The sequence below is a fragment of the Lacticaseibacillus boliensis genome, assembly GCF_054784775.1.
The window spans coordinates 1-15,124 of sequence record NZ_BAAIHN010000048.1 but is presented as its reverse complement, the minus strand read 5'-3'; the positions used below and the strand labels follow the sequence as shown (position 1 = coordinate 15,124).

Genomic DNA, 15,124 nt, shown 5'->3' with positions numbered 1-15,124 from the left:
AGAGCGACCAGGAAATTGAGACTTACATTGAACAACTGAATAATCGACCACGCAAGGTCTTAGGCTGGAAGACGCCATCAGAAGTCTTCATGGGTAAAAAGTTGCACTTGAGTTGACAATTCGTCGTATTACATGCTACTCCCGATGTTTATATTGATGTCTGCTTCGTTATGGTTGATTAGCTTCTCATCGAATATTTGGATATTAATCATGGCAGCAGTGGTGGGTGCATTTGGTTATGGCGCTGCTGGGCCAGTCGCCCGTTCAATGGCAATGAGCGTAGTACCAGAATTCCGGCGTGGAGCAGCCAGTAGTACGCTGTTCATTGCTTCAGATATTGGACAGCTTATCGGCCCTGTAATTGGCGGTATCATCGTCTCAAGATTTGGATATACAGTCATGTTTCGAATCGCCCCAATATGGGTTGGTGCTGCTGCAATTCTTTTATTGGTTACTAAAAAATATGTACAACAAAAAGCAGATGCTAACGAAAAAAGCCGTGAAACCGTGACTTATCAGTAAACTTTCATCTGTACGTCAAAGTAGCGCCGCCTGTCCAAGTTCGTGACAGGCGGCGCTACTTTTTTACTTAACACTTAATGAACTATCATTTTGACAGACTATGTGCGTAGAACTTCAATTCTTTTCTAGAACCAAATACTCACGCCTTATTTTCTGCCTCCTGATGACGTTTCTCCAAATCACCCATGATATTCGCATATCGACTTTCTGAGATTGGATAGAAGTACATCAAGATTAACGTTAAAATTGCACCCGCTACAGGGTAAATGAAGACCAAGCCCCGAATACCCGCTAATGCAGTTGCCGTCTGTGCGTGGTTTGGAATATAGCCAACCAAGGACAGAATCATCCCTGGAATAGCACCGGCAGCAGCCAATGACAACTTACGGAAATATGTGTACGACGAGTAAACAATACCTTCTGAACGAACGTGAGTCTTCCATTCACCATAATCCACAACATCGGAAATCAGCGCCCAGTTCAAACCAGTAATTAAGCCATTACCAAAGTACGAAATACTTGTAAAGAAGGCAAAGCTGAAACCAGTATTGACAACGAAATACCCAATTCCGTCAGAAATCGCCCAGATCAAGCAAGCTAACATATAGGTGCGCTTCTTGCCCAAACGCTTCGTAAAGAACGGAATCATTGCTGAACCAAGGATTGAAAAGCCCATCGTAAAGAACGTCATGTACGAAACAATCCGGATATCATGAAGAACGTACTGTGCAAAATAAAACTGAACCGCCAACTTGACGTTATATGCAGAGAAAGTAAACAAGTTCGCCAAGCATAAGATCAACAACGGGCCATTATGAAACACTGACTTATATGATTGAAGAATGTCCTTGAATGCTTCTTTGCGGGTGATTGGCGCTTCATTCAAGCCAACATTGTCACGAGTTTCGTCGTGGTAGTGTTCCTTAATGTTAGCATAGGAAAACAACTGGCACGCAACACCCAAAACTGCGAAAATTCCTGCTGCAACCATGTAACCATAACGTTCTGTTGGTAACATCAACACGATTGGCATGAAGGCAACCGTAGAAATCAAAACCGCAACATTTGAACCCATGTTACGCCAAGAAGCCAGTTGAGAACGTTCGACACTGTTACGCGTCATTGCTGGCTGCATTGAACCAAACGCGACATTTGAAATACTATAAACGGTCCCAAAAATGATGTATGAGATGTAAGCCCAAAGGGTCTGTAGGCTCAAACTGATCTGGTCGGGAATCATAAAGCTACCAACCATTAAAATCCCTAACGGCAATGCTGCCCACAACATAAACGGACGGAATCGTCCACGGGGTCCGATCTTTTTGCGGTGGTCAATAACAGTCCCGACCCCAACATCGGCAAATGCATCCCAAATCTTAGCAACTAAGAAAACCCCACCAGCAACTGCCGCCGGCAAACCAACGACATCAGTAAAATATTTCAGTAGATATAGTTGACCCATATCAAACAGAAAACCGTTACCGACATCTCCTAATCCATATGCAATCTTTTCTTTTAACGTAAGCACTGCCGGAAATTCGCTTTCCGGTTCACTATTTTTTTTCTGCGTATTTGAAGACGTAGATTCCATTTTTTTCAGTCCTTTCGCTACTTGTCGTCTCACTTTGCTAGAACAATAAGCTGACGCCGGATATCGTTAATAGAACATAGGACAAACCCATGAAAAAGCGTTGATTCATTCGTTTCAGCAAATAGTTGCCTACCACAATCCCCAATAGTAGCGGCACTAGTGATAACACCATATCATATCGTACCGTTGCAGTAATTGCGCCAGATACAAGGGCCTGAATTAGCATGACTGTATTCAGAAATATCCAGCTCGCTGAAAGCGTCGCTCGAAACTGATGTTTTTCTTTTAGCTTCTCCGTTGCATAGACGACTAACAGCGGTCCTCCGGCAACAAACAAGCCATGAATTATTCCTGCTGCTAATAGGATAATGGCATCTTTTATTGGAGTATGTTTTTCGCCCGTCTCTTTTTGTGGCCGCCAAAGCGTAATCAATCCGCGGACGCCTACATATAGAACAAACAATGGGAAAATTATAAGCAGTATCCGCCGTGGCGCGAGATTGTACGTCACCATTCCCACAATCAATCCCACACTCATCCAGATCAAGATTGTGAGTAATTTTCGCCACTGGATGTACTTAAAATCTTTGGCGATTATTAAAACGCTTCCAATAATACCCAAAAAATTAAGGACTTGCTTAGCCGTATCTAAGTCAACCAATAGAATTAAAAACGGCATTGCAATTAATGTCCCTGCGAACCCGGTAATTCCTTGAATCACGTTCGAGCCGAAGATAATCAGCCCGAACAGCACTATCATTAGGATACTATTCATCATTTTGATCACTCACTATTGTACGCGATTCGAGGCATCCCCCCATGCGCATATTTACCCACCCCTATCCCTGCTTCAGAATTCATCATTCTAAAGCGACATATCACTATTTAGCTTTTATTGTTTAGCGTTCTTTTCGACAACTTTGAAAGAAGCCGAGAAGTCTTCGTTACCATAATCTTTGTCCATCGCTTCATGGTAGATATTGTTAACCAACTTCACGCCTGGCAGATTAAGATCGGCATCAGCCGCCAGATCTTGGGCGATCCCAACATCTTTCTTCATGTTGGCGATGGAAAAGGCTGTTGAGAAGTCCCGCTTACCGATTGCTTCAGCCTTGGTTTGAATGTAGAAGTTGTTCGCCCCACCAATGCTGATGGCCTTCAGGAACAATTGCCAATCAATCCCATTCTTTTCAGCCAAAACCATCATTTCGTTGACGCCGTTTTGAATCTCGCCAACCATCATATTATGCAAGATCTTCATGGTGATCCCTTGACCATTAGCGCCCATGTAGACGATGTTTTCGCCAAGGATTTCCAACAACGGCTTAACCTTTTCATACGCATCCTTAGGACCGCCAACATAGATGCCTAAGGTGCCGTCAATCGCAGCTTGCTTAGACTTCACGATCGGGACATCCAAGAACTGCGCCCCATATTCATTGAGCTTTTTACCCAGCGCAATGGAATCTTTAGGTGCGATCGTGCTCATATCAATAAAGATCTGGCCGGGACGGATCACATCGTAGACGGCTTCATGAACCGCCTTGACATGTTCTGCCTTTGGCACACTGGTAAAGATGACGTCTGAGTTTTGGACAACTTCTGCGCTGTCCTTGCAGGCATGGCCGCCAATTTCAGCTGACTCTGCCAGCCGTTCCTTATTAAAATCAAACACATACACATCTTGCTTGCTGTGCTTGATCAAGTTGGCCGACATTGCGCCGCCCATAATTCCTAAACCAATAAATCCAATACTCATGCCGTTCACCTCTAAATAATTTCTGTCTTAACACCTAACACGCGACCCATATCCGCGATCTGGCTGGTGTAGTCACCATAAACCAGAGCAAAATGCGGTTCATAGCCTTCATCAACTGACTGCTTGATGAAATCATCGACGTTGGTCTGCAGTTTAATCTGTGCAGATGTCCCCATATATGAGTTGTCTTTATCCAAGACTTCCCCACGAGTCGTCACGAACCGGTAGCCTTCAGGCGTATAGCCAACTCTGAATAAGGTGACTTGCCCTGGCTTTAATCCGAAGTCCATTGCCAAGCCGATCTTGCGGTTTGGATGGATCCCAGCTTTGGCACCAGTACGCTGGTTGGCCAATGAGAATGGCGCAAACCCACAATGCCACATCACGATCGCATTTTCTTCAGGAATGAAGTTGACCACATCCCCAAGATAAGGGGCGTTACCGTTGGAAAGCTCTTGCAGAATGTACATCGACAGCGAACCGTGGATATCGCATTCACAAGATGTCGGAATCCCTTGGTTGGTCAGTTGTGAGAAGACCCCACAAGGTGCAGCATGCAACTGCTCGAAGAAATCAGGCCAGCAACGCATCGCAATACTGTTCAGGTGGTCTGCCTTAATATGGCGCTTAGCAACGGTCGTAAATTGGGCGAAGCGCTTGACCGTTTCATCAGTCTTGTTGAGGCCGACCACGTTCTTTTCTGCATACGCCAGCTCTGGCGTATATTCCTCTTCAGTAACATCACGAGACTCGTCAAACCAATCCTTGAGCTCGTAATTATCGATCGATACCCCAAGCGCATCATGCAACGCTTGATTATCAGTATCAGAGAAATAAAACCCGCTTGGATACTTACCAACCACACCGATATGCGTATTGTGCAGGCGGTTGATCAGCGTCATCACGCCGACTTTTTGCTTTAGCTCTTTAATGGTCTGCTCATCTTCTGGATTTCCGATGAGATATAAGTATCGGCGATGGTTGAACATCAATGTATTGGCTGCGGCCATCACCCCGGTTAATGTATTCAGGCGCAAGCGCCCGCCAATACTTGGTTCACGCAAGCCCCAAACAATAACGGGTGCTTTGACCAAGTCGATGGTGTTCTTGATGAACTCACCATCAACAAATGTGATTGATTGAAAGACCACCAAGTCAAAGCTCGTGTCTTGCTGTTTGATAAAGTCACTCAGCTTACCTGGATCGCTTAACAGCTCATCAGGCGCGATAACATCAACGTTGTCCAACTGACTCAGCGCGGTCTTACTTTCAGCAAACATTTTCTTCGCCAAATCAACGTCAAAGGTCAGCCGTGCAGCGGGCAAATATAAAATTTTAGTTGTCATTATTCTTGTCCCCTATTTCAGCTTTAATTCCAGATTTGGTCCAACAATTCCGGCGAAGGCACCTTGGCTTGTGAACTTGGCGTTATCAGGATGGGCAATCAGCCATTTGCTACGTTTAAACAGCGTCTTGCATGTGACTCCAGTTGGCACCTGAAGATCATTATTCACACCCTGCAATAAGATGACCAAGCATTTAAAACCCGCGTCACTCGTCCGCAACGGTGCAAAATGCAACGTCGAGCCGTTGATCATGATCATCGTCTTTGCGGGAACGAAGAATGGCTCAATATCGTCGGTATTAAAGTGATCGTCGTGAAGCTTGGATTCTTGCCCCAAGAACAACACAATGTCCTGCGTGGTCACGTTAATTTCCGGAGAGTGATGCCATTCCAAGCAATTCAGCTGATAACTATGACCGTTGCAATAGCCGACTTCTACGGGTAAGCCGCCATAAACTTGGTATTGGAGCTGCTGAACCACTGGCACTGCTTCGAGCTTGGCGTCAGAAGCAACGTAGACATTACCTTGTGCTGGAATCTCACGCTTGTCCAACTCATCGATTAATTGCGCTGTTCCTGGGACATTCAATACTCGGCCATAATCTGCAAATTCTGGATCTAACACACTATGAATTTGAAAGTCTGGGTTCGCTTTTCTGAGTTGTTCGAGCATAATTTTCTCCTAATCTGTGACCGTGTTATCCCAAGCATTTTGGAAGGTGCCTAAGCCTTGTGTCGTGTATGGGCTCTGGAAAGCCTTCTTGTAAACAGCTAAGCCGGCAGTAACAATGTCCGCACCAGCCTTGGCAGCTTCAGCGATTTGATAACCGTTGCGAACCGCAGCAACGATAACTTCAGTCTTGTAGTTGTAGTTCTTGTAGATCTTCATAATGTCGCTGACATAGCTCAACCCATCATCGCCACTGTCTTCTTTCCAGCCAACGAACGGAGAAACAAACTTAGCACCGATCTTAGCAGGAACAATGGCTTGAGAAGCAGAGAAGACCAAGGTAACATTCGTACGAACACCTTCAGCTTCCAGCTTCCGTGCTGCTGTCAAACCTGCAACAGTGCAAGGGATCTTAATCGCAAAGTTTGGCGAAATCTTAGAGATCTTTTCAGCACCGGCAATAATATCTTCGGTCTTGGAAAGGTGTGGGTTAATTTCAACGGAAATAGGGAAATCAGGCTGATCTTTGAATTCTTCGGCTAATTCATGCACAACAGTCAGGAATGGCTTGCCAGATGCCATAACATGCTTTGGGTTGGTGGTGATCCCATCAATCCCAAAAGTATCACGCGCTTCACGAATTTCATCAATCTTGGCACTATCTAAAAAGAACTTCATAACGAATTCCTCCAATTCAATTATTTAACTTTATTAATTAATACAAGTGCATTGTAACCGCCTTCTGAAAAAATGTAAACCCTTCTTGTTAAAAAATAATTTGTCAATACACCGGATACACCCTATAGATTCAGGAATGGCGCTAAATATAGGCTCTTGATTGATAATTAAATCACAATATATAATCATCACGCAAAAAAGCAAACGCATCTTTTGCGTTTGCTTATTGTCTAATTCAATTGACTAAGATCTTGATCGAGGCTCTCCAATAAAGCAATCGTCTCAGAGTACGCAACCCCCGCACCCCCAATGAATGCGCGTTGCTTATCAATATGGCTCAACTGAAGTTCGCGTTTTGCACGCCGAAAAGCCTCCGGCAAATTTTTGTCCAACATTTTAAAGAGCTGAAGCGGCACATCAGCACCAAAGTATAAATAAACCCGTTGCAAATCCAATAATGTCGTATAATCAGTCAGCCGTTCTGCCAGTATCCGCATCTTTTTTTCATAGATCGAAGTGACCTGTGGCTGTTGCGCTTCTAGGAGCTTATAGATATCAGTTATCGTTAATTCTGATATCTCAGTCGCGAACGATTTCAACTCAGACGGAAGCTGATCAGTGGGCCATAACTCTGCCAATTCATTTTTCACGAATGGTAAGGAAAAGATATCTTCTAAGTATACCGTTGCGCCCATAGAACGAGCTACTTCTGGATAACATTCATTGACGATGGCACTGCCAATCTCCCCAGCCTGTCGCCGTTCTCCCTGATAGAGTTGCTGGTTTAACACAATTGCACTGCCAATTCCGGGACCAACCTTTACAAAGAGGAAAGATGCTTCCGCCTGGGGGTAAAAGTTAGCTTCCGCGCTGGCTAAGGCCCGAACATTATTTTCAAATGCTATCGGAACTCCTAGCTTTGTTGCCAAACCTTCGATCAAGTACGTCTTTGCTTCCAATAATGGCGGAATCTTCAGCCCTCGACTAAGATAATAATATTCACGTCCAACCATTCCGATCCCACAGTAGATGATATCGCTCTGAGTTAAGGACGCTTTTTTTAATAAAGTATGCACACACGAAACGATCTGAGTAATCAACTTATCTGCAGATCCAGCTTGTAACTCACCTAAATCAACTTTGAACGAGCGTCGATATAATGCCCGCCCCTTCAAAGTCACCAGTCCAACTGAAACCATATCCATTTCGATATCAACGCCTATCAGATAGCGATACTCTTCGTTAATATCCAACAGCATCTCTCTCGGCCCAGCTTTAACTTTATGCCCGGTCAAGGTCCCAACTTCTTTTAGCAAGCCAGCCTCAATCATCCCTCCAGTTAGCTGAGTAATGCTTGCTGGTGTTAGGTCTAATATTTCAGCGATCCGTTTGCGCGACATGGCTTGATTTGAATGCAACAACTGATAGATGCGAATCTCATTTCGACGCTTCACTCGCCGTTTTGAATTTGTGATCAAGTCCCCCATCTCCCCTTTTAAAAAGTTAATCCGTCGAATGGCAGAAACAATAAAATAGACAAATTTAGCCAAATTGCCAAAAAACATCGATGAAGGCGTTTACTTTTTTCGCCAATATAGCTACAATTGCCTTGTTAATTAATAAACTTAACTAATAGAGGGAGTGTCCGAAGCTTAAGCTTATTGCAAGTGCTTAATATATCATTGCTGTGTTCATATTACCACATTTCTTAATGAAGATTTAATGATTTGGTAAGTTAATCTATTTCAAGGAGGAGTCACCAATGCAAGTCACTCGTCAAAATAGTCAACTCGTGTTAACGCAAGACCAATTAACGTTCAATCACCGTGTCCTCGCCAATAATCTCCAACAGGAGCCCTTTGTTTATATTGGCCAAGGCAACGAAGATATCAAGATGTACCGTGGGAACTTCGATATTCAAGATGATGTCACCGAACGGATTCCGCTAAGTATCAGCCAACAAACAAGCACTGATAACCAGATCGTCTTATCACTTGGCCACAACGGCACCGAACTAATGACAGCCTCTTTCGGCCTCGATGCCGAAGGGCGGCTGACTATCCGTTTCCACGCAACCAACGATCGCTGGAACCGCCTTTGGCTACGATTACACGCAACTGATGATGAGAAAATTTATGGGTGCGGCGAGCAGATGAGTTATTTCAACCTTCGCGGGCATCATTTCCCACTTTGGACATCAGAACCCGGTATCGGCCGTAACAAAAATACGTTAACGACCTTCTATGCCGACGCTAACGACCATGCCGGTGGCAACTACTACACCACCAACTACCCAGAACCCACCTTCATCTCAAGTGAAAAATATTATTGTCACACAGATACATATACCTATGCTGACTTTGACTTCCGTCATCCCGGCTATCATGAACTACAATACTGGGGAATCCCCGATACGATCACGATCGAAACTGCCCCAGATTTTGTCACATTAATTGGTAAATTGACTGCTTTGCTTGGACGCCAGCAGCCACTCCCACTGTGGACAAACAATGGCTTTGTGGCCGGGCTTCAAGGCGGCACCGATCGCGTTCAGAAATTGATCGATCGTTTCAAAGCGTTCAACGTTCCGTTAGCCGGGGTATGGTGTCAGGATTGGGAAGGCATCCGCATCACCGATTTCGGGAAACGGCTTTTCTGGAATTGGGATGCTGACGAGAAGCTGTACCCTGACCTCAAAGCAACGATTCAAAAGTGGCAAGCTGAAGGCATCCAGTATCTCGGTTATATCAATCCCTATATTGCCAATGATGCGCCAATGTATCCAGAGGCCGATGCCAAAGGGTACTTTGCAAAGTCCGCTGACGGGTCAACCTATCTGGTAGACTTTGGCGGCTTCGACTGTGGGGTCGTGGACTTCACGAATCCTGAGGCCTTTGATTGGTTCAAAGAAGTCATCAAGAAGAACATGATCGCGACCGGATTAACCGGCTGGATGGCCGATTTCGGTGAATACTTACCAACCGACGTTGTCTTATACGATCACTCCGATCCTAAGGTGATGCACAACAAGTGGCCGATGCTGTGGGCAAAGTGCAACCACGATGCCGTCGCTGAAGCAGGCAAGCAAGATCAGATCGTCTACTTCATGCGTGCCGGTGCCACCGGTACCCAAAAGTATACCCCGCTACTGTGGGCAGGCGACCAAAGTGTCAACTGGAGTCTTGATGATGGCTTAGCCTCAACGATTCCTGCCGCCTTATCCGCCGGGATGACAGGCAATGGTCTCACGCACAGCGACATCGGTGGGTACACAAGTCGGTATGGCAATATTCGGACTAAAGAGCTGTTCATGCGTTGGGTCGAGATGGCAGCCTTCACACCATTCATGCGCTCTCACGAAGGCAACCGTCCGGACACCAACTTCCAAGTTTACGATTCTGACGACGCGATGAATCACCTTTCACGCTATGCACACCTCTTCAAACAACTTGCGCCTTATCGTAAACAAGTGATGCAAGAAGTCACAGACCAAGGGTTGCCAGCACAACGCCCGCTTTTCCTTCATTATGAAGACGATCAGAAGGCCTACGATATTCAGTATGAATACTTGTTTGGTCGCGACTTGCTGGTTGCGCCGGTCTATCAGTCTGGAAAGACCCAATGGGATGTTTACCTTCCAGACGATGAATGGATCGACTTCTGGACAGGCAAAGTCTACCATGGCGGCCAGTATACCGTCGATGCCTCTCTAGGGACTATCCCGGTATTTTACCGTGCTGGATCAGCGTTCGCCGATTTATTTTCCAAGCTTAAAAATGTTGTTTTAAATTAACCATGACGCCACAATAAAACAAGGCGGGGGCCCCGATATCCAACTAAGGATATTGAGGTACCCGCCTTGTTTTATTGACATTGATGACTAATTTGCTAAACCAGCGTACTAGTTCTTAGAATCTGCCCAAGTCTTTTGCGCGTTAGGAAGCTTGTAAACATTTTCGCCTAACCACTTCTTGGACAACTTCTCCATCGTGCCATCTTTCTTCAGCTTAGCCAGTTCTTTGTTGACAGCCTTGTTCAGCTTCTCGTTTTGAGCGGACTTATGATAGTAGAAATGGCAATTCTTCAAGCCCAGAGATGGGGAAGCAGTCAAGCCTTTCGCCCCGCCGGCGATCTTAACGGCGTAATAAGCACAGTATGGATAGAAGACCGCGTCGTATTGCTTGTCTTGAATCTGTTTAAGGGCATCACCGGCAGTTTGGTCACCGATCGCCTTAAGGTCGATTTGTTCCTTCGGGTTGGCCTTGTTGTAATCTTCAACGATGTTGTAACGCGCATCATCACTAGAGATTGGTGCCAACTTCAGGTCCTTTTCCACGATATCTTGGAAGCCGGTGATCTTTGGTTCGTTGGTCCGGTAAATCAGACGCAGGTCGGCCAGCGCATCTGGATCAGATTGGATGTAGGTCTTCAGACGATCTTTGTTCGTCCAGTAGCCGGAAGCAGAAACATCATACTTGCCAGACTGCAAACCAATGAACGCTGAGTTTTGCGAAACCGCAGAATACTTGAACTTATATTGTGGCAGGGCCTTGTCGATCTTGTCGAACAGTTCACCTTCATAACCACCCAGCTTATCACCCTTAGCATAAGTATAAGGACGACCAGCAGCAACACCGGCGACATGAATCGTTGTCACCTTATCTTTACTTGTATCAGCCGCCTTCTTTGTCCCTAGAAAATGAGCACCAGCAACGATTGCAACAATTACAACGACGATGCCTCCGTAAAGCCAGCCGCGATTACTTTTCTTTTTAGCCATAGAATTTTCCTCCAGAATGAATGATGATCACGCCGTTTTGACGTGGTTAAAGACATGTTTCTTCGCATAAGCTTCTGCCAGTTGCAAGATCTTGGCAAAGATCCAGCAGGTGATCAGGTAAACCAATAGCGCATCGAGATAAGCCTCGAGATACTGGAAACCAAAAGATGCTAGGATATTGGATTTCCCCATGATTTCGATAATCCCGATGTTGTAAACCAGCGAGGTATCCTTAAGTAAATCAAGGAAAAAGTTCGCGAAGTTCGGGATCAGGTTCGTGATGAGTTGCGGAACGACGATGCGGATAATGCCGCGCGTCGGCGTCATCCCCACAGACAGTGCCGCTTGGTACTGGCGAAGATCGACCGAATGATATGCTGAGCGCACGGTTTCGGACAAGTTCGCCGCTGCGTTGATCGCATAAGCGGAAATTGCGATCAATGTGGCGGGCAGCCCCCCACCGCGACCGTCTAACGCAACAAGCAGACGGGGTAAGCCATAATAGACAACGTATAATTGCACAAGGATCGGCGTCCCCCGCACGAAGGAGACAAGTACGCCTAGAACTTGCGATAACACCGGTATCTGTCGCTCACGCGCAACAGCGATTAGTACCGCAAAAATCAACCCGATCACCGTTGCGACAATGGAAAGATAAAGCGTCATCGGCAACACAGCGATGAGTTTTGGAAACGTTGAAGCCATAAAGTGAAAATCCATCTACGGTTGCCTCCTTAGTTATGAATATATTTGTGTTGCTTCTGATAGTCCCGGAAAAACCATTCGATCAACAATGCAATCACCCAGTAGAACAAGGCCAGGCAGACAAAGATCTGTAGCTGATAAACCCCTTGCTTGGTGTTGGAGATATCCGAAGCTTTGACATACATGTCAGAAATCCCGATGACATAGACCAAACTGGTTGCTTTCATTAAACCGATCACCAAGTTCTGAATGTTAGGAATCGCAATCAAGAACGCTTGAGGTAAAATGATTCGGCGAAAGGCGACGCCATCGGGGATCCCCACAGCATGCGCTGCTAGAATCTGGCCTTTGTCGACTGAAAGGTAAGCTGAACGAAACGCCTCTGCCAGATATGCACCCCAACCAACAGACAGGCCGAAGATCCCAAAAATCAGTTTTTCCCAGTTGTTACTATCGATCCCGAAGAACTCGAGAAGCTTGGGTAACCCGTAGTAAGCGAGTAAGAGCATCAACAGTGGTGGTGTCCCACGAATCAAGCCGAGATAAACCTTGGCAACACCACGCGCTACTGGGTCTTCGCGTAGATTCAGCCAAGCGGTGAGCATTCCCAACAAGCTCGCGAAGAAAAACGACGCCACCAGTAGGATCACCGTGTTGGGCAAACCTTGAATCAAGGCGCTGAGAACTTTGGCTAACGACATACCATCACTTCCTATCTATCTTCAGCGATCGCAGCGAAGAATTCCTTGGCCCGAGCACTCTTAGGATGATCGAACACTTCTTCAGCCGTGCCACTTTCGAGGATCTGACCATCAGCGAAGAAGATCACTTTGGTCGCAACACTTTCAGCAAATGACATCAGATGGGTTACCACAATCATGGTCTGACCAGTTTTGGCCAGGCGATCCATATCTTCCACGACCGTCCCTACCAGTTCGGGATCCAGCGCTGATGTTGGCTCATCGAACAACACAATATCAGGACGTAATGCCGTTGCCCGGGCGATCCCGATCCGCTGTTGCTGGCCACCGGACAGCTGTGATGGATAGAAGTCTTGCTTATCAGTCAGGCCGACATTTTCCAGTGCCGCCAAGGCTTCTTTTTCTGCCTCGGCTTTGCTCTTGTTTTGCCCGTAGATCAAGCCTTCTTCGATATTTTCCAGCGCAGTCTTGTTTTTGAACAAGTTATAGTTTTGGAAAACCATCGCGGTGTGCCGCCGCACCCACAGCGTCTGTTCCTTAGTCGGATTGGCGAGGTCGATTGTTTGATCACGGAATTTCATTTCGCCGGCATCGGCGTTTTCCAAGAAGTTGATGTTGTTCAAAAACGTCGTCTTCCCGGAACCACTTGGCCCGACGACAACAATTACCTCGCCTTCGTCGATGTCAAAGTCGACGCCTTTGAGCACCTCGTTGCCTTCGAACTCTTTATGGAGATTTTTGATTGATAGTAATGCCATTGACGTCACCTTCTGTTTTCTATAATTGATGAATTGCTTCTTGCACCCAACGGATGTGTTCTGCCGGAATATCCCGCGGCACGGTGCAATCAGCACCGATGATCACACCTTTGCGACCAGCTTCTTCAACCAGCTTGCGCGCCTCAGCCTGGATCTCTTCTTTAGAGCCGCTATACAACAGATCTGAAGCCTCGTTGCCGAAACCACCAAGCACGGGCTTGCCGCCAAAAAGCTTCTTGCCTTCACCCAACGTGTAACCGTCGGCTTTGGTTGCCCAGTTAACGACCTGCAGCGGGTAATCTTTGAACCAAGTCAGATCATTAGTCGCACCATCGAAGCCGCAGACATGCAAGATGTTGAGGTCAAAGTTGGCATTGATGGCACCGATCACATCCAGATCAACAGGTTCGATCGTCTCGTCAAAGAATGTCTTGGTCTTTACTCGCGAATCTTGAATCGACTGGGTGCTGTAGTAGATCCCAGTGAGTCCGGTACCTGCCAGCTTGGCAACCAACTTCTTTGTGTCGGCACCAATGCTGTACAAGGCGTGGCGAACAGCCTCAGGATCTTCTTCATAAAGATCAGCGAAGCGCTTGTCTGCGGCTGCCAGCTCCTCAGTGTCGTGATCGATCAACGTCCACTTCAGACCCGTGAGCGGTGAGAAGACGGTGTAAAAAGATGGACGTCCTGCCGCGGCCTTAACCTGCTGTTCAGCCAACTTAACTTGCTGTGTCAGCCACGGGTTATCATCAGCCAATGGCTTGATAGCGGCCAGGTCTGCGACCGTCTTGCGGCTGAAGCCACCCGTAGCTGGATCGATAAAGTAGCCATCGGTCATTGTCTTGACGAAATCTGGATCGATTTCATCGACATAGTGCTTATGCCCGTTAACGTTTAAGTCGAACACCTCTGGATGCGCCAGCGCATCGATAAACTCACTTTTAGCGAAGTGATGCCAGAATGACACTGGAACTACCTTTTCTTCTTCGTTCTTGAACGCCTTGATAATCTCGTCGTATGCATATGCCATGTTGTTAACCCCTTTTCTTCTTCATCTCAACAGAAAAAAGCGCCTCGCAGTAAAAATATTTTTACTACGAGGCGCTTAAGCGCGGTACCACTCGTCTTCAACAGCCACCTAAATAGCTGTCCTCTGCAGGATCATCAAATCATAAATCCCTGACGCGATATCGGGCGTACCCGGATGCCGCTTAGTTACCCTCGCGCCATCTGGCAAACATTCGGACCATCTTCATCCCGACATTACTAACTGGTTACACCAACCCCAGTCTCTCTTAAAGCATTGCCATGGATTACTCATCCTTGTGCCATTAATTGTTAATCAATACAATAGCCCCTTATCAGTTGATTGTCAACTTTTTTCATTGCGAACAATGAAAAAGATTGAGTCTTGTCGACTCAATCTAGAGTTATCGCAACCACACGCAGTAACAGCGACCGATCAGCTGGTTTAACCAGGCAAGTAAAACCTGGATTATTCACCTCGGTATTTGGGACATGAAATCGCATCTGGCCGGTCTGAAAGCAACGTTTGGAGCGTTGCGAATACTGACTGAGCGGAGAAGTTGGTGATCGATGCACCACGAACAGACCG

At 46.3% G+C, this 15,124-nt stretch carries 14 protein-coding genes and 1 pseudogene; 3 read left to right on the top strand and 12 right to left on the bottom strand.

Annotated features, from left to right (window positions below; genetic code table 11):
• A pseudogene (locus ACYVRB_RS13265) lies at positions 1-116 on the top strand (IS30 family transposase); the annotation flags it as partial.
• 16 nt (positions 117-132) lie between these two features.
• Complete coding sequence (locus ACYVRB_RS13260) at positions 133-522, top strand: MFS transporter (protein WP_461215918.1); 390 nt, start codon at positions 133-135, stop codon at positions 520-522.
• 139 nt (positions 523-661) lie between these two features.
• Here the strand turns inward: ACYVRB_RS13260 and ACYVRB_RS13255 are convergent, their stop codons facing one another.
• From ACYVRB_RS13255 to ACYVRB_RS13225, 7 genes are all read right to left on the bottom strand, one after another.
• The gene (locus tag ACYVRB_RS13255) at positions 662-2,113 is read right to left on the bottom strand and encodes a glycoside-pentoside-hexuronide (GPH):cation symporter (RefSeq protein ID WP_461215917.1); all 1,452 of its coding nucleotides are present in this window, start codon (positions 2,111-2,113) and stop codon (positions 662-664) included.
• Positions 2,114-2,150: 37 nt separating this feature from the next.
• A complete protein-coding gene (locus ACYVRB_RS13250; RefSeq protein ID WP_461215916.1) occupies positions 2,151-2,891 on the bottom strand; it encodes a sulfite exporter TauE/SafE family protein in 741 nt (246 codons plus the stop codon).
• Positions 2,892-3,005: 114 nt separating this feature from the next.
• Positions 3,006-3,872, bottom strand: a complete 867-nt coding sequence (locus tag ACYVRB_RS13245; RefSeq protein ID WP_461215915.1) for an NAD(P)-dependent oxidoreductase — start codon at positions 3,870-3,872, stop codon at positions 3,006-3,008.
• An 11-nt stretch (positions 3,873-3,883) separates the two neighbouring features.
• Positions 3,884-5,218 carry a hypothetical protein gene (locus ACYVRB_RS13240; RefSeq protein ID WP_461215914.1) on the bottom strand — a complete coding sequence of 445 codons (1,335 nt, stop codon included), beginning with the start codon at positions 5,216-5,218 and terminating at the stop codon, positions 3,884-3,886.
• A gap of 12 nt (positions 5,219-5,230) precedes the next feature.
• Entirely contained in the window at positions 5,231-5,890 is a 660-nt protein-coding gene (locus tag ACYVRB_RS13235) for a DUF4867 family protein (protein ID WP_461215913.1), read from the bottom strand.
• Positions 5,891-5,899: 9 nt separating this feature from the next.
• Positions 5,900-6,565 (bottom strand): transaldolase family protein, encoded by a 666-nt coding sequence (locus tag ACYVRB_RS13230; protein ID WP_461215912.1) that lies wholly within the window; start codon positions 6,563-6,565, stop codon positions 5,900-5,902.
• Positions 6,566-6,795: 230 nt separating this feature from the next.
• Positions 6,796-8,043 (bottom strand): ROK family protein, encoded by a 1,248-nt coding sequence (locus ACYVRB_RS13225; protein ID WP_461215911.1) that lies wholly within the window; start codon positions 8,041-8,043, stop codon positions 6,796-6,798.
• Between the two features lie 284 nt (positions 8,044-8,327).
• Here ACYVRB_RS13225 and ACYVRB_RS13220 point away from each other — a divergent pair, with 284 nt between their 5' ends.
• Positions 8,328-10,358 carry an alpha-glucosidase gene (locus ACYVRB_RS13220; protein WP_461215910.1) on the top strand — a complete coding sequence of 677 codons (2,031 nt, stop codon included), beginning with the start codon at positions 8,328-8,330 and terminating at the stop codon, positions 10,356-10,358.
• Between the two features lie 108 nt (positions 10,359-10,466).
• Here ACYVRB_RS13220 and ACYVRB_RS13215 read toward each other — a convergent pair whose 3' ends face one another.
• Genes ACYVRB_RS13215 through ACYVRB_RS13195 form a run of 5 tightly spaced genes read right to left on the bottom strand, consistent with a single transcriptional unit; the run spans position 10,467 to position 14,539 of the window.
• Positions 10,467-11,345: a transporter substrate-binding domain-containing protein gene (locus ACYVRB_RS13215; RefSeq protein WP_461215909.1), complete on the bottom strand. Its 879-nt coding sequence runs from the start codon at positions 11,343-11,345 to the stop codon at positions 10,467-10,469.
• A 27-nt stretch (positions 11,346-11,372) separates the two neighbouring features.
• Entirely contained in the window at positions 11,373-12,065 is a 693-nt protein-coding gene (locus ACYVRB_RS13210) for an amino acid ABC transporter permease (RefSeq protein WP_461215908.1), read from the bottom strand.
• Positions 12,066-12,079: 14 nt separating this feature from the next.
• Positions 12,080-12,751, bottom strand: coding sequence for an amino acid ABC transporter permease (locus ACYVRB_RS13205; RefSeq protein ID WP_461215907.1), 672 nt, complete (start codon positions 12,749-12,751; stop codon positions 12,080-12,082).
• Between the two features lie 11 nt (positions 12,752-12,762).
• Positions 12,763-13,509 (bottom strand): amino acid ABC transporter ATP-binding protein, encoded by a 747-nt coding sequence (locus tag ACYVRB_RS13200; protein WP_461215906.1) that lies wholly within the window; start codon positions 13,507-13,509, stop codon positions 12,763-12,765.
• 19 nt (positions 13,510-13,528) lie between these two features.
• Complete coding sequence (locus tag ACYVRB_RS13195; protein WP_461215905.1) at positions 13,529-14,539, bottom strand: uroporphyrinogen decarboxylase family protein; 1,011 nt, start codon at positions 14,537-14,539, stop codon at positions 13,529-13,531.
• Positions 14,540-15,124: the final 585 nt, after the last annotated feature.